At 75.1% G+C, this 21,401-nt stretch carries 20 protein-coding genes; 14 read left to right on the forward strand and 6 right to left on the reverse strand.

Translation table 11 applies throughout. The features are described from left to right. Position 1 precedes the first annotated feature (1 nt). Positions 2 to 592, reverse strand: coding sequence for a DUF1003 domain-containing protein (locus UXQ13_RS03095; RefSeq protein ID WP_225232691.1), 591 nt, complete (start codon positions 590 to 592; stop codon positions 2 to 4). After that, the gene (locus tag UXQ13_RS03100) at positions 585 to 1,823 is read right to left on the reverse strand and encodes a magnesium transporter MgtE N-terminal domain-containing protein (protein ID WP_225232690.1); all 1,239 of its coding nucleotides are present in this window, start codon (positions 1,821 to 1,823) and stop codon (positions 585 to 587) included. Before UXQ13_RS03100 ends, UXQ13_RS03095 begins: the two co-directional genes overlap by 8 nt. Before the next feature lie 74 nt (positions 1,824 to 1,897). Between UXQ13_RS03100 and UXQ13_RS03105 the strand changes: the two genes are divergently transcribed. The 3 genes from UXQ13_RS03105 to UXQ13_RS03115 are packed head-to-tail and all read left to right on the forward strand — an operon-like array spanning position 1,898 to position 4,661. Beyond that, positions 1,898 to 2,749, forward strand: coding sequence for a PhzF family phenazine biosynthesis protein (locus UXQ13_RS03105; protein ID WP_225232689.1), 852 nt, complete (start codon positions 1,898 to 1,900; stop codon positions 2,747 to 2,749). Next, entirely contained in the window at positions 2,746 to 3,663 is a 918-nt protein-coding gene (locus UXQ13_RS03110; protein WP_225232688.1) for a DMT family transporter, read from the forward strand. The genes UXQ13_RS03105 and UXQ13_RS03110 overlap by 4 nt, the downstream gene beginning before the upstream one ends. A gap of 44 nt (positions 3,664 to 3,707) precedes the next feature. Beyond that, on the forward strand, positions 3,708 to 4,661 hold the full coding sequence (locus tag UXQ13_RS03115; protein WP_225232687.1) for an HpcH/HpaI aldolase/citrate lyase family protein: 954 nt from the start codon (positions 3,708 to 3,710) through the stop codon (positions 4,659 to 4,661). 1 nt (position 4,662) lies between these two features. Here the strand turns inward: UXQ13_RS03115 and UXQ13_RS03120 are convergent, their stop codons facing one another. After that, entirely contained in the window at positions 4,663 to 5,085 is a 423-nt protein-coding gene (locus UXQ13_RS03120; RefSeq protein WP_336391807.1) for a DUF4190 domain-containing protein, read from the reverse strand. Positions 5,086 to 5,182: 97 nt separating this feature from the next. Here UXQ13_RS03120 and UXQ13_RS03125 point away from each other — a divergent pair, with 97 nt between their 5' ends. Continuing rightward, entirely contained in the window at positions 5,183 to 6,382 is a 1,200-nt protein-coding gene (locus UXQ13_RS03125; protein WP_225232685.1) for an acyl-CoA dehydrogenase family protein, read from the forward strand. 8 nt (positions 6,383 to 6,390) lie between these two features. Further along, entirely contained in the window at positions 6,391 to 6,999 is a 609-nt protein-coding gene (locus UXQ13_RS03130) for a hypothetical protein (protein ID WP_225232684.1), read from the forward strand. Here the strand turns inward: UXQ13_RS03130 and UXQ13_RS03135 are convergent. Beyond that, positions 6,980 to 8,908 (reverse strand): ArnT family glycosyltransferase, encoded by a 1,929-nt coding sequence (locus tag UXQ13_RS03135; RefSeq protein ID WP_225232683.1) that lies wholly within the window; start codon positions 8,906 to 8,908, stop codon positions 6,980 to 6,982. The two genes, UXQ13_RS03130 and UXQ13_RS03135, sit on opposite strands and share 20 nt — an antisense overlap. Beyond that, on the reverse strand, positions 8,905 to 10,161 hold the full coding sequence (locus UXQ13_RS03140; RefSeq protein WP_225232682.1) for a bifunctional glycosyltransferase family 2/GtrA family protein: 1,257 nt from the start codon (positions 10,159 to 10,161) through the stop codon (positions 8,905 to 8,907). The genes UXQ13_RS03135 and UXQ13_RS03140 overlap by 4 nt, the downstream gene beginning before the upstream one ends. Before the next feature lie 125 nt (positions 10,162 to 10,286). Between UXQ13_RS03140 and UXQ13_RS03145 the strand changes: the two genes are divergently transcribed. Continuing rightward, the gene (locus UXQ13_RS03145) at positions 10,287 to 11,222 is read left to right on the forward strand and encodes an NADP-dependent oxidoreductase (RefSeq protein WP_225232681.1); all 936 of its coding nucleotides are present in this window, start codon (positions 10,287 to 10,289) and stop codon (positions 11,220 to 11,222) included. 10 nt (positions 11,223 to 11,232) lie between these two features. Here the strand turns inward: UXQ13_RS03145 and UXQ13_RS03150 are convergent, their stop codons facing one another. Next, the gene (locus UXQ13_RS03150) at positions 11,233 to 11,574 is read right to left on the reverse strand and encodes a group I truncated hemoglobin (RefSeq protein ID WP_225232680.1); all 342 of its coding nucleotides are present in this window, start codon (positions 11,572 to 11,574) and stop codon (positions 11,233 to 11,235) included. Between the two features lie 213 nt (positions 11,575 to 11,787). On the opposite strand from UXQ13_RS03150, the gene UXQ13_RS03155 reads away from it, so the two are divergent. From UXQ13_RS03155 to UXQ13_RS03190, 8 genes are all read left to right on the forward strand, one after another. Continuing rightward, complete coding sequence (locus UXQ13_RS03155; protein WP_225232679.1) at positions 11,788 to 13,035, forward strand: TadA family conjugal transfer-associated ATPase; 1,248 nt, start codon at positions 11,788 to 11,790, stop codon at positions 13,033 to 13,035. Next, on the forward strand, positions 13,032 to 13,895 hold the full coding sequence (locus UXQ13_RS03160; protein ID WP_225232678.1) for a type II secretion system F family protein: 864 nt from the start codon (positions 13,032 to 13,034) through the stop codon (positions 13,893 to 13,895). Before UXQ13_RS03155 ends, UXQ13_RS03160 begins: the two co-directional genes overlap by 4 nt. Beyond that, entirely contained in the window at positions 13,892 to 14,833 is a 942-nt protein-coding gene (locus tag UXQ13_RS03165) for a type II secretion system F family protein (protein WP_225232677.1), read from the forward strand. Before UXQ13_RS03160 ends, UXQ13_RS03165 begins: the two co-directional genes overlap by 4 nt. A gap of 10 nt (positions 14,834 to 14,843) precedes the next feature. Next, positions 14,844 to 15,044 (forward strand): hypothetical protein, encoded by a 201-nt coding sequence (locus tag UXQ13_RS03170; protein WP_225232676.1) that lies wholly within the window; start codon positions 14,844 to 14,846, stop codon positions 15,042 to 15,044. Beyond that, positions 15,037 to 15,453 (forward strand): TadE/TadG family type IV pilus assembly protein, encoded by a 417-nt coding sequence (locus tag UXQ13_RS03175; RefSeq protein WP_225232675.1) that lies wholly within the window; start codon positions 15,037 to 15,039, stop codon positions 15,451 to 15,453. The genes UXQ13_RS03170 and UXQ13_RS03175 overlap by 8 nt, the downstream gene beginning before the upstream one ends. Continuing rightward, positions 15,450 to 15,905, forward strand: a complete 456-nt coding sequence (locus UXQ13_RS03180; RefSeq protein WP_225232674.1) for a hypothetical protein — start codon at positions 15,450 to 15,452, stop codon at positions 15,903 to 15,905. The genes UXQ13_RS03175 and UXQ13_RS03180 overlap by 4 nt, the downstream gene beginning before the upstream one ends. Before the next feature lie 114 nt (positions 15,906 to 16,019). After that, positions 16,020 to 17,792, forward strand: coding sequence for a putative bifunctional diguanylate cyclase/phosphodiesterase (locus UXQ13_RS03185; protein WP_225232673.1), 1,773 nt, complete (start codon positions 16,020 to 16,022; stop codon positions 17,790 to 17,792). 91 nt (positions 17,793 to 17,883) lie between these two features. Beyond that, positions 17,884 to 21,372, forward strand: coding sequence for an ATP-binding cassette domain-containing protein (locus UXQ13_RS03190; protein WP_225232672.1), 3,489 nt, complete (start codon positions 17,884 to 17,886; stop codon positions 21,370 to 21,372). Positions 21,373 to 21,401 lie beyond the last annotated feature (29 nt).

Below are 21,401 nucleotides of genomic sequence, written 5' to 3' on the forward strand. Positions count from 1 at the left end.
GTCAGGAGGAGGGCCGGTCGGCGCCCTTGTCCCGGTCCACCCGGTGCTCCCGGGCCTCGCGGGTCTGCTGCTCGCGCTTGCGCTTGCGCTCCTTGCGGCGGCGGGCCGCGGCCTCGTCGTCAGGCGGGGCAAGCCGGTCCAGCTCGCTGCGGATGAAGTCGCGGGTGGCCAGTTCGCCGATCGCGACGCGCAGCGAGGCCAGCTCGCGGGCCAGGTACTCGGTGTCCGCACGGGTCTGCTCGGCCCGGGCGCGGTCCTCCTCGACCTGCACCTTGTCCCGGTCGGTCTGCCGGTTCTGGGCCAGCAGGATCAGCGGGGCGGCGTAGGCGGCCTGGGTGGAGAACGCCAGGTTGAGCAGGATGAACGGGTAGGGGTCGAACCGCAGCGAGATCCAGGCGATGTTGATCGCGATCCAGATGATCACGATGATCGTCTGGATCGCCAGGTAGCGGCCGGTGCCCAGGAACCGGGCGATCCGCTCGGCGTAGAAGCCCACCGCGTCGGGGTTGAAGGTGGGGCGCCAGCCGCGGACGCCGCCGGGCTGGTCGAGCTGCAGGTCCGCCCGCCGGGCGGTCTCGCGCGCGTCAGCCACGCCGGGCCCGCTCGCGCCAGTCGTCGGGCAGCAGGGCGTCCAGGACGTCGTCCACGGTGACCGCGCCCAGCAGCCGGCCGCCGGCGTCCACGACCGGGGCGGCCACCAGGTTGTAGGTCGCGAAGTACCGGGTGACCTCGGCCAGCGGGGCCTCCGGGCGCAGCGGCTCCAGGTCGTCGAGCACGCCGGAGACCAGAGTGAACGGGGGCTCGCGGAGCAGCCGCTGGATGTGCGCCAGGCCCAGGTAGCGACCGGTCGGGGTGGCCGAGGGCGGCCGGCAGACGTACACCTGGCTGGCCAGCGCGGGGGTGATCTCCTCCGAGCGCACCCGGGCCAGCGCCTCGGCGATGGTCACGTCGGGGGCGAGGATGACCGGCTCGCTGGTCATCATCCCGCCGGCGGTGTCCTCGGAGTAGTCCAGCAGCTGGCGCACCGACTTGGCGTCGTCGGGCTCCATGAGGCTCAGCAGCCGGTTGCGGTCGGCGCCGGGCAGCTCGCCGAGGAGGTCCGCGGCGTCGTCGGGGTCCATCTCCTCCAGGACGTCGGCGGCGCGGTCCTCGTCCAGGCTGCGCAGGATGGTGATCTGCTCGGCCTCGGGCAGCTCGCCCAGCACGTCGGCCAGCCGGCCGTCGTCCAGGGCCTCGGCGACCTCGTTGCGCCGCTTGTCCGGCAGGCCCTGCAGCTGGTGCGCGAGGTCGGCGGGCTTGAGCTCGCGGTAGGTGGCGATGAGCGTCTCGGCGCTCTGCCCGGCCTCCTCCAGCGACAGCCCGGCGACCTCGTCCCAGGCGACCTGGTGCAGCTGACCGCGGCGGCCGAACCGGCCGGGCTCGGCGACGGCCAGCCGGGTGATGACCCAGTCGCCGGTGCGGTTCTGCTCCATCGAGGCGTCGACGACGACGGCGGGCCGGCCGTCCTCGGTCATCGTCACCCGGCGGTCCAGCAGCTCGCCCAGCACCAGGGTCTCCCCGGCGCGCTGCTCGAAGTGCCGCAGGCTCAGCGTGCCGGTGCTCAGGGTGACCGCGGCGGCGTCGATCCGGGTGACCCGGCCCATCGGCAGGAAGATCCGCCGGCGGGCGACCACCTCGAGGACCAGGCCCAGGATGCGCGGGGGTGCGGTGCCCACCCGCAGCGCCACGACGGCGTCGCGGACCTTGCCGACCCGGTCGCCGGACGGGTCGAACACGGTCAGCCCGGCGACCCGGGAGACGTAGGCCCTCAGCACGGTGGTCACGGCGCCTCCAGCGTGCACAGGACGGGATTCGACCACCGGCGGGGGCCCCGGGAGGGGAGGTTACCGTCGCCGCCGTGCTGTCCTTCGAGGTCGTCGACGTCTTCGCCCCGCGACCGTTCACCGGCAACCAGCTCGCGGTCGTCCTGGACGCCGGCGGGCTGACCACGCAGCAGTGCCAGGCGCTCGCCGCGGAGTTCGGCTTCTCCGAGAGCACGTTCGTCACCGCTGTCCACGCCGGCGGCTACGCGGTGCGGATCTTCACCCCGGAGACCGAGCTGCCCTTCGCCGGCCACCCCAGCGTCGGCACCGCGCACACCCTGGTCCGGCTCGGGCTGCTGCCGGCCGGGACCGTGCAGCAGGAGTGCGGCGAGGGCGTCGTCCCCCTCGACGTCACCGCGGACGGCGCCCGGCTGACCGGTGGCGCCCCCCGCTCCCGGCCCGGCCCCGACCCGGCGGCGCTGGCCGCGGCCGTCGGCCTGACCGCGGACGACGTGACCGGCCGGCCGGCGCACCTGACCAGCTGCGGGCTGGAGTTCGCGCACCTCGACGTCCACCCCGACGCCCTCGACCGGGCCGTCGCCGACCCGCGGGCGCTCGCCGCCCTGCTGCCGGGCGTCCTCGGCGGTGTCTCGGTGCTGGCCCGGGGGGAGCACGACGAGCACACCGTCCGGGTGTTCGCCGGCGGCCTGGAGTGGGGCGAGGACCCGGCCACCGGGTCCGCGGCGCTGGCCACCGGTGCGTGGCTGGCCGCCGAGGGGCTCGCGGGGGAGGGGACCAGCGCCTACCGGCTGCACCAGGGCGCCGCCGTCCGCCGTCCCTCGGTGCTCGACGGCACCGTGGTCGTGCAGGACGGCCGCGCGGTCGCCGCCACCGTCGCCGGCCGGGTGCACCCGGTCGCGTCGGGCACGATCGCCGTCCCCGCGTGAGCACCACCCAGGCCTGGGCGCTGCACCGTCCCGGCGGGCGGGACCTCGGGCTGATGGCGGTGGCCGTCGTCGGCATCTCGCTGTCGGGGCCCATGACCGCGCTGGTGGTCGCGCCCGCGCTTGCCATCGCCTTCTGGCGCAACGCGGCCGGCGCGGTGGCCCTGCTGCCGGTGCTGCTGACCCGCGAGCGGCCGGGCCTGGCCGGTCTGCGGCTGCGCGACCTGCGCAGCTCGGTGCTGGCCGGGCTGTTCCTTGCCGCGCACTTCGCGGCCTGGCTGCCCAGCCTGTCGATGACGTCGGTCGCCGCGTCGATCGCGCTGGTCACCACCACACCGGTCTGGACGGCGGTGGCCGCCCGGTTCACCGGCGTCCGGTTGCCCGCGCAGGTCTGGTGGGGGCTCGCGCTGGCCGTGGTCGGCGCCGCGCTGATCGCCGGGGTCGACGTCACCGTCTCGCTGCGGGCGCTGGCCGGGGACGGGTTGGCGCTGCTGGGCGCGATCGCGGCGGCCGGCTACGTGCTCGCGGGGGCCTCGGCCCGGCAGCGGCTGACCACCTCGGCGTACTCGGTGGTCTGCTACAGCACCTGCGCCGCGGTGGTGGCCGTGGCCGCGGTGGTCGTCGGCGTCCCGCTGGTCGGGTTCAGCGCCCGTGACTGGTGGCTGATCGCGGGCATCACGGTCGTGGCCCAGCTCTTCGGACACACCGTGCTCAACCTGGTGGTGTCCTCGGTGGGGCCGACCGTCGTCGGCCTGGCGATCCTGCTGGAGGTGCCCGGCTCGCTGCTGGTGGCGCTGGTGCTGCTCGGCCAGCTGCCCCCGCTGCTGGCGCTGCCCGGGATGGCGCTGGTCGTGGTCGGCGTGGCCCTGGTGGTCCGCGCGTCCCGGCCGCCGACCGCCACGGAGCCGATCACCTAGACCTTGGTTACTGTCCGGTAACCATCGTCGATCGTGGAGGCACCGTGGCCGAGCTCCGATCCCGCCGTTCCAACCTCGCCGTCCCGGGCAGCAACCCCCGGTTCCTGGAGAAGGCCAAGGGCCTGCCCGCGGACCAGGTGTTCCTGGACCTGGAGGACGCCTGCGCGCCGCTGGCCAAGCCCGGCGCCCGCAAGAACATCGTCGCCGCGCTGAACGAGGGCGGCTGGGGCGACAAGATCCGCACCGTCCGGGTCAACGACTGGACGACGGAGTGGACGTTCCAGGACGTCATCGAGGTCGTCGGCGGCGCCGGGGCGAACCTGGACGCGATCATGCTGCCCAAGGTGCAGGACGCCGGTCAGGTGCAGGCGCTGGACATGCTGCTCACCCAGATCGAGAAGGCCAACGGCCTCGAGGTCGGGAAGATCGGCATCGAGGCGCAGATCGAGACCGCGCAGGGGTTGATCAACGTCAACCAGATCGCGTTCGCCAGCCCGCGGATCGAGACGATCATCTACGGCCCGGCCGACTTCATGGCCTCGATCAACATGAAGTCCCTGGTGGTGGGCGCGCTGCACCCGGACTACCCGGGCGACCCGTTCCACTACATCCTCATGCAGATCCTGATGGCCGCCCGCGCCCGCGGCGTGCAGGCCATCGACGGGCCGTTCCTGCAGGTCCGCGACGTGCCGGCCTTCGAGGAGGTCGCCAAGCGCTCGGCGATGCTCGGCTTCGACGGCAAGTGGGTGCTGCACCCGGGCCAGATCGACGCGGCCAACGAGATCTACGCGCCCTCCCAGGAGGACTACGACCACGCCGAGCTGATCCTGGACGCCTACGAGTGGGCGACCAGCGAGGCCGGCGGCAAGAAGGGCTCGGCGATGCTGGGCGACGAGATGATCGACGAGGCCAGCCGCAAGATGGCGCTGGTCATCGCCGGCAAGGGCCGGGCGGCGGCGATGTCCCGCACCTCGTCGTTCACCCCGCCGGAGGACTGACCTACGGGCCGAAGCTGGTGAGGGCGATGAAGGCCCAGACCCAGATCAGGATCAGCGAGCCGTAGACCGCGGTGCCGATCGACCCGACGATGATCCCGGCCAGCGCCAGACCGTCGCCCTCCTCCCCGGTGCGGCGGATCTGGCGCCGGGCGGAGATCCCCAGCGCCAGGCCGACCGGCCCGAAGACGAAGCCGAACACCAGCGCCAGGATCGCGGTGGTGTTGGTCGGCCGCCGGACCAGGTAGACCGGCGGCCCGTAGCCCGGGGGCGGCCCGTACCCGGGCGGGGGGCCGTACCCCGGGGGAGGGCCGTACCCGGGCGGCGGGCCGTAGCCGGGAGGCGGGCCTTGTGCGGGAGGCGGTCCGGAGGGGGCCGGCCGGATCTGCGGGTCGCCGCGGTAGAAGCCGTCGTCCGGCTGGCTCATCTGGTCCTCCTCGGTGCGGGTGCGGCCGTCAGCGTCGCACCCCTGACGCATACTCACCGGTAACCACGGACACCGTCGTCCCCCGCGAGGAGCACCCATGACCCGCCTGGCCCAGACCGCCGACCTGACCGAGATCCAGACCGAGATCCTGTCCACGGTCCGCCGGTTCGTCGACCGGGAGATCATCCCGCGGGCCCAGGAGCTCGAGCACGCCGACACCTACCCGCAGGAGATCGTCGACGGGATGAAGGAGATGGGCCTGTTCGGGCTCATGATCCCCGAGGAGTTCGGCGGGCTGGGCGAGTCGCTGCTGACCTACGTGCTGGTCGTGGAGGAGATCGCCCGCGGCTGGATGAGCGTCTCCGGGGTGATCAACACCCACTTCATCGTGGCCTACATGCTCATCCAGCACGGCACGCAGGAGCAGAAGGAGCGCTACCTGCCCCGGATGGCCACCGGCGAGGTGCGCGGGGCGTTCTCCATGTCCGAGCCGGGGCTGGGCTCCGACGTCGCCGCGATCCGCACCCGGGCCAAGAAGGACGCCGAGGGGAACTACACGATCGACGGCGAGAAGATGTGGCTGACCAACGGTGGGTCCTCCACGCTGGTCGCCGCGCTGGTCCGCACCGACGAGGGCGCCGAGAAGGCGCACCAGAACCTGACCACGTTCCTGGTGGAGAAGCCCACCGGGTTCGGCGAGGTCAAGCCCGGCCTGACCATCCCCGGCAAGATCGACAAGATGGGCTACAAGGGCGTCGACACCACCAGCCTGGTGTTCGACGGCTACCAGGCCAGCGCCGACGACATCCTCGGCGGCGTGCCCGGCAAGGGCTTCGCGCACATGATGGACGGCGTCGAGGTCGGCCGGGTCAACGTCGCCGCCCGCGCCTGCGGCATCAGCATCCGGGCCTTCGAGCTGGCCGTGGAGTACGCCCAGCAGCGGGAGACCTTCGGCAAGAAGATCGCCCAGCACCAGGCGATCGCCTTCCAGCTGGCCGAGATGGCCACCAAGGTCGAGGCCAGCCACCTGATGATGGTCAACGCGGCCAAGCTCAAGGACTCGGGGAAGCGCAACGACGTCGAGGCCGGCATGGCCAAGCTGCTGGCGAGTGAGTACTGCGCCGAGGTCACCACGCAGTCCTTCCGGATCCACGGGGGCTACGGCTACTCCAAGGAGTACGAGATCGAGCGCCTCATGCGCGAGGCCCCGTTCCTGCTGATCGGCGAGGGCACCAGCGAGATCCAGAAGACGATCATCAGCCGCGGTCTGCTCAAGACCTACGCCAGCAAGCGCTGACGGGTCCCGTGCGGCGCGGCTGGGTGTCGGCCGAGGACGCCGCCGGCGACTGGTGGCGGCTGTCGGTGTTCGACGACGGCTGGGTGGAGCTGCCCGGGTTCGCCCGTGGGCTGTCCGACACCCGGGCTCAGCTGCGCCAGCTGCTGTTCCTGCTGGGCGGGTTCGGCGTACTCGTCCTGCTGTCCCAGCTGGCCGGCCGGTTCGACGGCGTGGGCCCGCTGTCGCTGGTGCTCTCGATCGGCGCGCTGGGCCTGCTGCTGTTCTCCGCCGTGCTCATCGCCCGGTTCCGCGCCCGGGACCGGCAGCAGGCCGCCGGTGACCACGCCCAGGCGATGGCGGCCCGCCGGGCAGGGCATCGGGTGCGGCGCCGTCCGGGCACGCCGCTGTTCCGGCGGGCGCGCTCCTCCGCCGAGTTGGCCGCCGGCCTCGAGGGCGTCCGGCGGATCGGGGCCGAGCAGGTCAGCGCGGTCGTGCTCAGCGGTCCCGAGCGCCCCGGGCCGGCCGACCCGCTGGTGCTGTCGGTGCTGCTGCACGACGGCTCCGTGCTGACCTACCGCACGCCCGACCCGGTGGCGCGCGAGATCTTCGCCCCCTGGATCAGTCGATCCGGCGGCTGAGGTCGTAGAGGGTGACGCCGTCGACCGTGCTGGCCGGGTAGTTCTGGGCGACCCAGTCCTGGATGTCGGCCGAGGAGCTGGACCCGCTGGAGCTGCGGCCCACCGAGCCGCCGACGAACCAGTGGATGTCCCCGGCGGCGACGTACTGCTGGAACTCCGCGAGGGTGGGGGAGGGGTCGCTGCCGTTGAACCCGCCGACCGCCATCACCGGGTCGCCGGTGGCCAGCTGGTACCCCGCGGCGCTCTGCGAGCCGATCGCCGCTGCCACCCAGGTGAACGACGACGCGTTCCCGCGCAGGGCGGCGACGACCTGGGCGCTGGGGTCGCTGGCGCCGACCAGGCTGCCGCGGGTGCTCCCGCCGCCGGGGGTGAACCCGGGCCCGCCGGCACCGGGGTGCGGCTGGGGGGCGGTGCTCGCCGGCCGGGCCGGGGCGTTGCCGAACCGGCTGATCCCGGTCGGCCCGGCGGTGACGATGGACCCGGTGTGCGGGGCGCTCGCGGTGTCCACCGCGTAGGCGGCCGGCCCGCCGAGCGCGGCCAGGGTGCCCAGCGCGACGACCACCCCGACCAGCGGCCGCGGCAGCCGGTGCACCCCGAGCAGCGCGCCCGCGCCCAGCAGCGCCGCGGCCAGCACGAGCGGGGCGACCCACGGCACGAAGCTCGGCGTCCGGGTCAGCAGCACCCACGACCAGACCCCGGTGCCGGCCAGCGTGCCGGCGAGCACCAGCCGTGCCCACCAGGAGCCGCGGCGCGCCCAGAGCAGCCCGCCGCCGATGCCGACGACCGCGGCGATCGCCGGGGCCAGCGCGACGGTGTAGTAGGCGTGGAAGATGCCGGCCATCAGGCTGAACGTCAGGCCGGTGGCCAGCAGCCAGGTGGTCCAGACCAGCAGCCCGGCGCGAGCCGGGTCGGTGCGGGGCCGGCGGCCGACGGCGACCAGGCCGGCGACCGCGAGCACGAGCGCCGCGGGCAGCAGCCAGGAGATCTGGCCGCCGATCTCGGCGTCGAACATGCGCCCCAGCCCGGTCTCGCCCCAGCCCATCGTGCCGCCGACGGAACCGGTCTCGTCGCCGGTCAGCCGACCCAGCCCGTTGTAGCCCCAGATCAGCTCCCACACCGAGTTGGTCTGCGAGCCGCCGATGTAGGGCCGCCAGTCCGCCGGCACCAGCTCCACGACCAGCACCCACCAGCCGCCGGCGACCACCATCGCCAGGGTCGCCCAGGCCAGGTCGACCAGCCGGCGGCGCAGCACGGTGGGGGCGCAGACCAGCCAGACCAGGGCGAACCCGGGCACGACCAGGAAGGCCTGCAGCGTCTTGGTCAGGAAGGCGAACCCGATCAGGACGCCGACGGCCACCAGCGTGGCCCGTCGTCCCGACTGCACGGCGCGGGTCAGCAGGTAGGCCGCGAGGGTGAGCAGCAGGACCAGCAGCGCGTCGGGGTTGTCGAACCGGAACATGAGGACGGCGACCGGCGTCAGCGCGGACGCCGCCCCGGCCAGGAGACCCGCCCCGGGGCCGACCACCCGGCGGACGGCGAGGTACACCACCCCGGTGGTGGCCACGCCCATCAGCGCCTGGGGCACCAGCAGCGACCACGAGCTGAGGCCGAACAGCCGGACCGAGGCCTCCATGACCCACAGCGAGGCCGGCGGCTTGTCCACGGTGATCGCGCCCGCGGCGTCCGAGGCGCCGTAGAAGGCCGCCGACCAGCTCTGCGACCCGGCCTGCACGGCGGCGGCGTAGAAGGCGTTGGCCCACCCGGAGGCGGCCAGGTCCCAGACGTAGAGCACGCCGGTGGCCCCGAGCAGGGTGAGCAGCGCGGGCCGCACCCAGCCCGGGTCGCCGGCCCGGAGCGGGGCGGGGACCGGCGTGGCAACCCCGACCGGGGGGTCGAGGACGGTGCTCACCGGGCGCTGACCGGCAGGCCGGGCAGGACGTCGGCGGTGACCGGGGTGCCCTGGGGGCGGGCGGCCCGGGTGCGGAAGACCCAGGCCCGGAAGAGCACGAAGCGCAGCAGGGTGGCGGCCAGGTTGGCCGAGACCAGGAAGGCCAGCTCGGTCAGCCGGGGTGCCCGCGGGTCCCAGACGTTCAGCGCGGCCAGGGTGCCGCTGGTCATCGCCAGGCCGAGGGCGAACACCAGCAGGCCCTGGAACTGGGCGGTGGCCGCGCCGCCGCGGCCGCGGATGCCGAAGGTGATCCGCCGGTTGGCCGCGGTGTTGGCCACCGCGGTGACGCCGAGGGCGACCAGGTTGGCGGCCTGCGGCTCGAAGGTGTGCCGCAGCCCGACGAACAGCGCGAGGTAGGCCAGCGTCGAGACCACGCCGATCACGGCGAAGCGGACCAGCTGGCCGAGCAGCCCGGCCGGGACGCCGTCCAGGTCGGGCTCGACGAGCGGACCGCGGCCGATCTGGGCGCGCAGGTCGGCCAGCGGCAGCCGGCCGGTGGTGAACGCCCGCCACATCCGGGCGATGCCGGCCAGGTCGGCGCGGGCGGTGGAGACGATGTGCACCCGGCTGTCGGGGTCGTCCACCCAGTCGACGGGGACCTCGGCGATCCGCAGCCCGGCCCGCTCGGCGAGGACCAGCAGCTCGGTGTCGAAGAACCAGCCGGTGTCCTCGACCAGCGGCAGCAGGCGGGCGGCGACGTCGGCGCGGATGGCCTTGAACCCGCACTGGGCGTCGGAGACGTGGGTGGCCAGGGTGCCGCGCAGCAGCAGGTTGTAGCTGCGGGAGATGAACTCCCGCTTGGCGCCGCGGACCACCCGGGAGGACCCGGCCAGCCGGGTGCCGATCGCCAGGTCGGAGTGCCCGCTGATCAGCGGGGCGACCAGCGGCAGCAGCGCGTTGAGGTCGGTGGACAGGTCGACGTCCATGTAGACCAGGACGGCGGCGTCGCTGGCCAGCCAGGCCCGGTTCAGCGCCCGGCCGCGCCCGGGCTCGGTCTCCACCCGCACCCGGACGCCGGGCAGCTCGCCGGCCAGCCGGTGGGCCAGCGCCAGGGTGCCGTCGGTGCTGGCGTTCTCGGCCACGGTGATCCGCGAGCTGAACGGCAGGGTGGCCAGGTGGTCGTGCAGGCGGCGCAGGCACTGCTCGAGGTCGGCCTCCTCGTCGTGCACGGGGACGACGACGTCCAGCACCGGGGCGGCGGTCTGCGGGGGCATGGGGCACACGGTGCGGCCGGTTCCTGACGGTGCGCCCAGGATCGCCTGCACGCCTGCTGTGGAACCCCGTGCCTGGAATCCCCGGCGACGGCGACGACTTGTCCCCGGGTATGAGAGCTGTGGGAGTGACCGAGTTCGGCGGGCCCGAGGCCCTGCACCTGCTCGACGTGCCGGAGGTGCACGCGGGCCCCGGTCAGGTGCGGCTGGCCGTGCGGGCCGCCGCGATCAACCCGACGGACACCTACGCCCGCAACGGCACCTACGCCCAGCACCCGAAGGCCCCGAAGGAGATGCCCTGGATCCCGGGGATGGACGTCGCCGGCGTGGTCGACGAGATCGGGCCGGGCACCGAGACCCCGCTGCAGGTGGGTGACCGGGTGATGGCGATCGTCGTCCCGAGCGGGGCGCACGGGGGCTACCGCGAGCAGATCGCGCTGCCGGCCGGGTCGGTCGTGCCGGTGCCGTCGGGTGTCGAGGACACCGCGGCCGCCTCGCTGCCGATGAACGGCCTCACCGCGCGGCTGGCGCTGGACCGGATGGGCCTGGGCGCCGGGCAGGTGCTCGCGGTGAGCGGCGCAGCCGGTGCGTTCGGCGGCTACGTGGTGCAGCTGGCCAAGGTCGACGGGCTCGTCGTGGTGGCCGACGCCGCGGAGTCCGACCGCGAGCTGGTCAAGTCCCTGGGCGCCGACGTGGTGCTCGAGCGCGGCGACGGGTTCGCCGACGCGGTGCTGGACCGCTACCCGGGCGGGGTCGACGGCCTGGCCGACGGCGCGCTGCTCGGCGCCGCGGGCGCGCGGGTGGTCCGCGACGGCGGCGTGGTCTCGACCGTGCGCGGCTACCGCGGGGACGACGTCGACCCCGGCCGCGGGATCCGCTTCGAGCCGGTGATGGTGCGCGACTACGCGGAGAACACCGCGGCGCTGGACCGGCTGCGGCAGCAGGCCGAGTCCGGCGAGGTCACGCTGCGGGTGGCCGACGTGGTGCCGGCGGCCGAGGCCGCGGCGGCGCACGCCCGGCTCGAGGCCGGCGGCGTGCGCGGGAGGCTCGTCCTGACCTTCTGACCGGGTCCGGTCAGGCCTCCACGACCTGGTCGCGGAGGCCGGCCGCCGCCTGCTGGATGTCGCGGCGGTGGCCGTCCTCGATCCCGACGGCGGCCAGGGCGGCGCCGAGGTGCTCGACCACCCGGTCGAAGGCGGCGTCGTCGATGCCGAGACCGGCGTGGGCGCGGCGCAGGTCGTACCGGCTGGCGCCGCCGTCCAGGGCGGTGCCGAGGAACTCGGCCTGGTGCCGGCGCAGCCGGGTCATGTCGACGTCGGAGAACCAGTGCGCCAGACGGGGGTCGTCCAGCACGAGGTCGTAGAAGCGCGCGACGGCGGTGTCGAGCAGCGAGGCGCTGCCGGTTGGCTGGACCACGGGGCACCTCCGGAGGGTTGGTCGGGGCAGCCTACGGGCCGACCTGCCGAACCCGTTCCGGAATCCCTCGATGGGGGTCGTCACGCTGCGTGCCGGGCACCCAGCACGAGCGTGAGCAGGGCGTTCACCCGATCGGGTACGGGCCGGCCCGGTTGTCCACAGGTCGGCTGATCCGGCCCCCGCGAGTCCTCCCGGTCTCGTAGGTTCCGCTGCGTGCCCGTCCTGCCCGCCGCGTCGACCGCGCTGGACCTGGTGGACGCCGAGGTGCGCGAGCTGGTCCGCCGGCGCGGCCTGGACCCCGCGGTGGACCCCGGCCCCGTGCGGACGCTGGTCCGCGAGGTGGTCGCCGACTACGCCGAGCGGTCGCTGTCGTCGTCCCTGCCGCCGCTGGCCGACGCCGAGGGCGTGCTGCGCGACGTGCTGGACCGGGTCGCCGGGTTCGGCCCGCTGCAGCGCTGGCTGGACGACCCCGAGGTCGAGGAGATCTGGGTCAACGAGCCCGGGCGGGTGTTCGTGGCCCGGCGGGGGCGCAGCGAGCTGACCACGACCATCCTGGGTGCCGGCGAGCTGGCCGACCTGGTCGAGCGGATGCTGCGCACCTCGGGTCGACGTGTCGACATGTCGACCCCGTTCGTCGACGCGACACTGCCCGACGGCTCGCGGCTGCACGTGGTGATCCCCGATGTCACGCGCCGGCACATGGCGGTCAACATCCGCAAGTTCGTGCTCCAGGCGCACAGCCTGGACGAGCTGGTCGCCCTGGGCACGCTGACCGCCCAGGTCGCCCGCTTCCTGGAGGCCGCGGTCGCGGCCGGGCTGAACATCCTCGTGAGCGGCGGCACCCAGGCCGGCAAGACCACCCTGCTGAACTGCCTCTGCGCGGCGATCCCGGCCCGCGAGCGGGTGATCACGGCGGAGGAGGTCTTCGAGCTCCGCATCCCGTTGCCCGACGTCGTGGCCATGCAGACCCGCCAGCCCAACCTGGAGGGCGCGGGGGAGATCCCGCTCCGCCGCCTGGTCAAGGAGGCGCTGCGGATGCGGCCCTCCCGCCTGGTGGTCGGCGAGGTCCGCCAGGAGGAGTGCCTGGACCTGCTCATCGCGCTGAACTCCGGGCTGCCCGGCATGTGCACCCTGCACGCCAACAGCGCCCGCGAGGCCGTGGTCAAGATGTGCACCCTGCCGCTGCTGGCGGGGGAGAACATCGGGCACGCCTTCGTCGTCCCCACCGTGGCCAGCAGCGTGGACCTGGTGGTGCACGTGGGCACCGACCCGTCCGGGCACCGGCGGGTGCGCGAGGTGGTCGCCCTCCCCGGCCGCGCCGAGGGCACCGTGATCGAGACCGCCGACGTGTTCACCACCCGCGACGGACGGCTGGTCCGGGCCGACGGCTACCCGCCGCACCCCGAGCGGTTCGCCGCCCACGGGTTCGACCTCGCCGGCCTGCTCGAGGACCACCGGTGACCGTCCCCGGGGCACTGCTGGGCCTGGCGCTCGGGGTCGGCCTGCTGCTGGTCTGGCGCAGCGGACCGCGGGCGCCGCAGCGCCGGACCACCGGACGACGGCCGGGGCGCCGCGCCCAGCTGCTGTCCGCCGCCGGGCTGACCGGCATCAACCCCGCCCAGCTGCTGGCGCTGCAGGTCGTGCTGGGCCTGGTGGTCGCCGTGCTGGTCCTGGTGACCACCGCGACGGTGACCATCTCTCTGGCCTTCGGCGCGTTCGGCGCGGCCACCCCCTACCTGCTCGTCCGCCGGCTGGCCGGCAAGCGCCGGGCCGACCTGCGCGAGGTCTGGCCGGAGGTCGTGGACAACCTGGCCTCCGCGGTGCGCGCCGGCCTGTCGCTGCCGGAGTCGCTGTCCGCGCTGGCCACCCGCGGGCCCGAGGTGCTGCGGGCGCCGTTCGCCCGGTTCGCCGCCGACCACCGGGCCACCGGCCGGTTCGCCGAGTGCCTCGACCGGCTCAAGGACGACCTCGCCGACCCGGTCGGCGACCGCATCGTCGAGACCCTGCGGGTGGCACGCGAGGTGGGCGGCAGCGACCTGGGCCGAGTGCTGCGCACGCTGGCGACGTTCCTGCGCGAGGACGCCCGGGCCCGCGCCGAGCTGGAGACCCGGCAGGGCTGGATCGTGCAGGCCGCACGGCTGGCCGTCGCCGCGCCCTGGGCGGTGCTGCTCCTGCTGGCCACCCAGCGGCAGACCCTGGCCGCCTACGACAGCCCGGTCGGCACCGCGATCCTGGTCGGCGGTGGCGCCGTCTGCCTGGTCGCCTACCGGCTCATGCTGAGGATCGGGCGGCTGCCCCAGGACGTGCGGGTGCTGCAGTGACCCCCGGCGTCGTCGGCGTCCTGCTCGGGTTGACCACCTCGCTGGGCCTGGTCCTCGTGCTGCGGTACGCACCGCCGGCCCGGCCGGTCCGGCTGGTCGACCGGTTGGCGCCCTACGTCCAGGACACCCCGCCGCCGTCCCGGCTGCTGGGCACCGCCACCGAGCCCGGCATGCTCTCGGCCGCCCGCCGGGTGTTCGGCCCCGCGCTGACCGACGGCGCCCGCGTCGTGGACCGCCTGCTCGGCGGCCGGGTCGCCGTGCGACGCCGACTGGCCGCCCTGGGCTCGGACACCACGGTGGAGGACTTCCGCGTCGAGCAGGTGGTCTGGGGTGGCCTCGGGCTGCTCGCCGGCGGGCTGACCACGCTGCTGGTGGCCGGGGCGACCGGCGGGCTGAACCTGCTCAGCGCCGCGCTGGTCTGCGTCGGCGGCCTGCTCAGCGGGGTGCTGGGCCGCGACTGGTGGCTCACCCAGCAGGTGCAGCGGCGCGAGACCCTGCTGCTGGCCGAGTTCCCGGTGGTCGCCGAGCTGCTTGCCCTCGCCGTCACCGCCGGCGAGAGCCCGACCGCGGCCATCGCCCGGGTGACCCGGCTGTCCGGCGGCGAGCTGGCCCGCGAGCTCGGCGGCGCCCTCGGCCGCGCCCGGGCCGGGGTGCCGCTGGTGACCGCCCTGCAGCAGGTCGCCGACCGCACCTCCGTCGACGCGCTGGCCCGTTTCGTCGACGGCCTGGTCGTCGCGATCGAGCGCGGCACTCCGCTGGCCGAGGTGCTCCGCGCCCAGGCCGCCGACGTCCGCGAGGCCGGCAAGCGCCGGCTGCTCGAGGCCGGCGGCACCAAGGAGATCCAGATGATGGTCCCGGTCGTCTTCCTGGTGCTCCCCGTGACCGTCCTGTTCACCCTGTTCCCCGGCCTGATCAGCATCGTGACGCTGGCCCAGTGAGGAGACCCGCATGCCGTTCCTGACCCTGGTGGTCACCGCCCTCGTGCACCGTCTGCGGGGCGACGACCCCGAACGGGGCGACGTCCCCGGGTGGGTGATGATCACCGTGATGACGGCCGCCCTCGTGCTGGCCATCCTCATCCCCTTCCGGACCGCGATCGTCGACGCCGTGCAGACCGCGCTGACCTCGGTCACCAGCGGTGGTGGCTGACCCCGCCCGCCTGCACCGAACGCAGGACCGGGAGCGGGGCAGCGCGGTCGTCGACTTCGCGCTGGTGTCGGTGCTGGTCGTCGTCCTGCTGCTCGCGGTGCTGCAGGTCGCGGTCTACGTGCACGTCCGCAACGTCGCGACCAGCAGTGCCCAGGAGGGCGCTCGGTACGCCGCCGGCGCCGACGTGCCGACCGGGGCCGGCGCACCGCGGGCACTGGAGATCATCGGCTCGGCGACCAGCGCGGGGACGGCGGCGGGGCTGACCTGCACCAGCGACCAGGAGGTCGACGGCACCGGCCTGGTGCTGGTCGTCGTCCGCTGCTCGGGCGCGGTGCCCAGCCTGCTGGCCGCACTCGGCGACCTGCTGCCGCTGGAGGTCACCGGCCGCGCGGTGGAGGAGGCCCCGTGAGCCCCGACGCGGACGACGGCGAGCGCGGGTCGGCGATCGTCGAGTTCGTCTTCGTGGCGATCGTGGTGTTCCTGCCGCTGGTCTACCTGGTCGCCGGGTTCTCCGCCGTCCAGCGCGGGGTCTTCGCCGCCGACGCCGCGGCGCGGGAGGCCGGCCGGGCGATCGGCACCGCGCCGGACCCGGTGACCGGGGAGGCGCGGGCGGAGGCGGCCGCGGCCCTGGCGGTCGAGGACCAGTCGGTCGACGCCACCGACGTCCGGGTCGCCTACCTGCCGGCGGGGGTCGAGTGCACCGCGACGAACGGGGGCTACGCACCCTCGCTGGTGCCCGGCGAGGAGTTCAGCGTCTGCGTCACGGTGACCGTCCGCGTACCCCTGCTGCCGGAGTTCGTGGACGCGAACACCGCGACCGGGCAGTTCGTCGTCGAGCGCGACCGGTACACCGACCCCTGACAGAGCGTGACGCGCTGTGACCGGTGGGGCGGGGGAGGCGTCGACACACCTTCGGACCACGTCCGGGAACCGAGGATGCGCACGGATCGGCCGCCGTTCCCTACGCTGGGCCACGTGTCGTCACCCGTCGTCCCCCTCGCGGACGGCGGCCGTACGGGCGGGCACCGGTCCCGCCGCCCCGCGCCGGCCCTGCCCGCCGTCCCCGCCTCGGTGCTGGACGCCTTCCCGTCGCCGACCGCGCTGCTGGACTCCGAGGGCACTGTCCTGCTGGTCAACGCCGCGTGGGCCGGCCAGCTCGAGCAGGGCGCCGCGCTCCCGCTGGCCGCCGGCGACGACTACGCCGAGGCGGTGCTGGCCGCCCGCGACGACGACGACGTCCGCACGCTGCTGGCCGGCCTCGGCGAGCTCACCGCGCACGGCGGCCCGCCGGTGTCGATCGACGTCGCGCTGGGCCCGGCCCCGGTCGGCCGCTGGGTGCACGTGCAGGCCAGCCGGGTGGACGAGTCCGGCCAGCTGGTGCTCACCCACACCGACATCACCGCCAGCGTGGAGGCCGTCCGCGACAGCTCCCGCCGCGCGCTCTACGACCACCTCACCGAGCTGCCCAACCGGGTGCACCTGCAGGAGCTGGTCGAGGCCGAGCTGACCAGCGGCGACGAGCGCGGCACGGCCGTGCTGATCCTCGACGTCGACGAGTTCAAGGCCGTCAACGACACCCTCGGCCACGACACCGGCGACCTGCTCATCCGCCAGGTCGCCGCCCGGCTGGCCCGCGCCGCCCGCGAGCTCGACACCGTCGGCCGGCTGGGCGGCGACGAGTTCGTCGTCCTCTGCCGGGACGTCGACGCCGAGGAGGCGCTGCGGCTGGCCGAGCGCTGCCGCGCAGTGTTCGCCGAGCCCTTCACCGTCGCCGGGGCCACCGTGCCGCTGACCGCCAGCATCGGCGTGGCCGTCTCCGGCGGGCAGCGCAGCAGCGCCGCGGACCTCGTCCGGGACGCCGACCTGGCCAAGTACGCCGCCAAGGCCGCCGGGCGCAACACCGTCACCCTGTTCGAGGAGGAGCTGCGCGACGCCGCCCAGCGCCGCCTGCGGGTGACCACCGAGCTCCGCGACGCGATCGGCGCCGGCGAGCTTGTCGTGCACTACCAACCCCTGCTGCACCTGCGCACCCGCACGGTGACCGGTGTCGAGGCGCTGGTCCGCTGGCAGCACCCCGAGCGCGGGCTGCTGCCGCCCTCGGAGTTCGTGCCGGTCGCCGAGGCCAGCGGACTGGTCGACGAGCTGACCCGCTGGGTGCTCGCCACCGTCGCCCGCGACGCCGCCGGCTGGGACGCGATGGGCCTGCCGCTGACCGCCGCGGTGAACATCAGCGCCACCCACATGGGCTCGGGCACCCTGGTCTCCGACGTCAACTCCGTGCTGGCCAGCAGCGGGCTGCGCCCCGAGCGGCTCGTGCTGGAGCTCACCGAGACCAGCGTCGCCGAGGACCCCGAGCGCGCCGCCGAGCAGTTCGCCGAGCTGCGGGTGTCGGGCATCGAGGTGTCCATCGACGACTTCGGCAGCGGGTTCTCCTGCCTGGGCCAGATCGTCTCCATGCCCGCCGGCATCCTCAAGATCGACAAGTCGCTGGTGCAGGGCATCGCCGGGGTCGGCCACAAGCAGGCCAGCCAGTCCGCGGCCGCGGTCGAGACCGTGGTCAGCCTGGCCCGGGCCTGCGGCATGCGCAGCGTCGCCGAGGGCGTCGAGACCCCCGAGCAGCTGGCCACCGTCGCCGCCCTGGGCTGCACCTACGCGCAGGGCTTCGTCATCGCCCGACCCATGCCGGCCGAGGACCTGCCGCGCTGGCTGGGCTCCCGCAGCCGCCGCCGGGCCGCCCTCACCGGCTGACCCTGCCGGAAAACCAGGCGCGGCTGTCGGACCCCGTCCGTAGCGTGCTGCCCGACGGACGACGGCGGGACGACGGGGGAGGCGACAGCTCATGCGGCAGCACGCGCCCCTGGGCTGGCGCCGGCTCGCCGGGCCAGCGACGACGGTCGCCGCGGTCGCCGCCGTGCTGGCCGCCGTCGCCGAGACCCTGGGCACCGTGGTCGCCGGCCGGATCGCCGAGGGCCCGACCGGGTCGCTGCTCGCCGCGCTGGCGGTGCTGCTGGTCGGCTCGGCGGTCGGCGAGGTCGTCGGCCGCACGCTGTTCGCCACCGCCGTCGGCCGCGCCGAGGGCGTGCTGCGCGCCGACCTGCTCGACGCCGCCCTGCACCAACCGCTGACCACGCTGGAGGGCCAGGGCGTCGGCGAGCTGATCGACCGGGTCGACGACGACACCCGGCAGCTGGCCACCCTGCTGCGGATCACCGGCTGGGCGATGGGCCGCGCGGTGTTCCGCTCCGGCCTGGCCTGGGTCGCCGCCGGGCTGGTCTGGTGGCCGGCCTGGATCGCCTTCCCGCTGGTCGCCCTGCTGGTGCTGGCCACCGTCCGCGGGCTCACCTCCAGGCTGGCGGCGTCCAAGACCGTCGAGGAGGAGGCGTGGTCCGACGGCGCCGCCCAGCTCGAGGAGGCCGTCGCCGGCCGGGACGACGTCCGCACCTCGCTGGGCCAGCCGCACGTGGTCGCCCAGTTCGCCCGCCGCTCCGCCGAGATCGTCCGCCGGAACACCAGCACGTCCCGGATCGGCGCGATGGTCGCGCTGCGCAGCGGGCTGGTGCTGCACGGCATGCTCGCCGCCCTGGCGCTGACCGCGATCGCGCTGGTCGGCAGCGGCGAGCTCGACGTCGCCACCCTGGTCACCCTGTGGCTGCTGGTGACCACGTTCGTCGGCCGGCTCGACGAGGTGAACCACCACCTGCCCGAGATGCACGAGGGCATCGGCGCGCTCACCCGGATCCGCACGCTGATGTCCGCGGCGCCCGAGCCGCAGGGCGGCCTGCCGCTGACCGGCGCCGGCATCGAGGTGCGCGACCTGGACTTCTCCTACCGCACCGAGGGCCACCGGGAGCCGTTCAGCCTGCAGGTCGAGAGCTGGACGGTGCCGGTGGGCACCACCTGCGCGCTGGTCGGGCGCAGCGGGGCCGGCAAGTCCACGCTGGCCAAGCTGCTGTCCCGCGCGGTCGACCCGCCGGCGGGCACCGTGCTGGTCGGCGGCCAGGACGTCACGACGCTGGACCTCGAGCAGCTGCGGGCCGGCGTCGGCGTGGTCACCCAGCGCACCGAGCTGCTGGCCGCCACCCTCGCCGAGAACATCACCCTGTTCGCCGACCTGCCGCGCGCCGTGGTCGACCGGGCGGTCGCCGAGCTGGGGCTGACCCGGTGGGTGGCCTCGCTGCCCGACGGGCTGGACACCGTGCTCGGCCCGCGCGGGATCACCCTGTCCGCGGGCCAGGAGCAGCTGGTGGCCTTCGCCCGGCTGCTGGTCCGCGACGTCCGGGTGGTGGTGCTCGACGAGGCCACCGCGCGGATGGACCCGACCACCGAGGAGCTGGTCACCGGCGCCGCCCGCCGGCTGCTGGCCGGCCGGACCGGGGTGGTCGTGGCGCACCGGCTGGGCACCACCCGCTGGTGCGACGCGGTCGCGGTGCTGGAGTCCGGCCGGATCGTGCAGCAGGGTCCGCGCGCCGACCTGGCCGCCTCGCTCGGGCCGTTCCGCGACCTGCTGGTGGCCGCCGGCAGCGCCGGCACCCTGGACGGCCCGCCGGCCGACGAGGCCGCCGAGGTGGCCGAGGTCCCCGTCGCGCACGACGCCGGCCTGCTCTCCCGCGCGGAGCGGCGGGCCCCCCGTCCGCAGCCGCCGACCCCGCGGGTCCGGCTGGCCCGGACCGTGACGCGGGCGATCCTGGCGCACCCGCGCTGGGGCGTCGTGGGCACGATCGCGTTCCTGGGCGCCTCGGTGACCGGCACCTACGGCGTGTTCACCGGGGCGCTGTGGGGCGACCTGGTGGCCGGCCTGCAGCGCGGCGAGGACCCGACCGGGGTCTCGGTGCTGCTGGCCCTGTCGCTGCTGGGGTCGTCGCTGTTCGTGGCGTGGGCGTTCTGGCTGTACCCGATCTGGTGGACGTCGGTGACGCTGCGGCTACGGCTGGCCGTGCTCCGCGGGCAGACCGAGCAGTACCGGCTGGCCCGCACGCCGGCCGGCGAGGTGACCGCCCGGGCGCTGGACTCCGACCGGCTGATGAACTGGGCCGACCGCTGGATCGACGTCGGCATCGGCGCCGCGGTCACCGGGCTGACCATCGCGGTCACCGGGCAGCCGCTGGCCGGGGCGGTGACCGGCGGGGTGATCGTCGGTGCGGTGCTGGTCGCGTTCCTGGGCGCCCCGGCGGCCGGGCGGGCCGGTCGGCTGGCGGGGGACCGGCGGGCGGCCTTCGGGCGGTCGCTGGCCTCGGCCCTGGAGGCGGTGCGCACCGTCAAGCTCGCCGCCGCGACCGGCCCGGTGCAGCAGCACCTGGAGTCCGTCGACGCGCTGCGGGTGGCGGCCACCGTGCGCGAGACCCGGATCCGCACGCTGCTGGAGGGCGCGGCCGTCGTCCTGGTGCAGGTCGGCATCGTGGCGACCTGGGGCTTCTACCTGCTCGACGTGTGGGGGCTGGCCACCGCGCTCACCGTGAGCACCGCGGTCGCCGGGTCGGGTTGGTACGGGATCACCGCCGGACTCGCGGTCGTGGAGCGGCCGATCGCCGGTGCCTGGCTGCGGGAGGCCACCGCCCTGGCCGGCAGCGACGACCTGGTCGGCGTGCCGGCGGGGGTCGACCTGGTCGCCGGGTCCGCGCCGGCACCGGTCGACACCGACCGGGTGCCGCTGCGCCGGCTGCGCCTGGACCGGGTCACCGCTGTGCACGACGACGGCACCGTCGGCGTGGCCGACGTCGACCTCGAGGTGCCGGCCGGTTCGCTCACCCTGCTGGTCGGCCGGGTGGGGTCGGGCAAGACCAGCCTGCTCGGCGCACTCGCCGGGCTGGTGGACCACGAGGGCTCGATCCGCTGGAACGACACCGAGGTCGGTGACCCCCAGCTGTTCCTGCGGCCCGGCCAGGTGGCGCACGTCGCCCAGGTGCCGCGGGTGCTGTCGGGCACCATCACCGACAACGTCGCCCTGGGGCACGCCCGCGAGATCGGCGGCGCGCTGGCCGACGCCCGGCTGGAGCGCGACGTCTCCGAGGCCGGGGGAGTGGGGGCCCTGGTCGGGCACCGCGGGGTACGGCTGTCCGGCGGCCAGGTGCAGCGCCTCGCGCTGGCCCGGGCGCTGGCGACCGGGGCCGAGCTGGTGCTGGCCGACGACGTGTCCTCGGCGCTGGACGCCCGCACCGAGCTCGAGCTGTGGGCCGCGCTCCGGGAGCGCGGGGCCACCGTGGTGGGCGCCAGCTCCAAGCGGTCGGCGCTGGCGCTGGCCGACCAGGTGGTGGTCCTGGAGGCCGGCCGGGTCGTCGCCCGCGGCCCGTGGGTGGACCTGGCCGCGGACTGGGGCCACCTCGCGGGCTGAGCCGTCGGCCGGCCCGGCCGGTGACGACT

Source organism: Klenkia terrae (genome assembly GCF_037083865.1).
Classification (GTDB): Bacteria; Actinomycetota; Actinomycetes; order Mycobacteriales; family Geodermatophilaceae; genus Klenkia; species Klenkia terrae.

What these genes read in the sequence shown, in the direction of transcription:
- UXQ13_RS03140 (WP_225232682.1), bottom strand. Translation starts at nt 10,161, where the DNA reads ATGCCCCCGCAGACCGCCGCCCCGGTGCTGGACGTCGTCGTCCCCGTG.
- UXQ13_RS03125 (WP_225232685.1), top strand. Translation starts at nt 5,183, where the DNA reads ATGACCCGCCTGGCCCAGACCGCCGACCTGACCGAGATCCAGACCGAG.
- UXQ13_RS03120 (WP_336391807.1), bottom strand. Translation starts at nt 5,085, where the DNA reads ATGAGCCAGCCGGACGACGGCTTCTACCGCGGCGACCCGCAGATCCGG.
- UXQ13_RS03190 (WP_225232672.1), top strand. Translation starts at nt 17,884, where the DNA reads ATGCGGCAGCACGCGCCCCTGGGCTGGCGCCGGCTCGCCGGGCCAGCG.
- UXQ13_RS03170 (WP_225232676.1), top strand. Translation starts at nt 14,844, where the DNA reads ATGCCGTTCCTGACCCTGGTGGTCACCGCCCTCGTGCACCGTCTGCGG.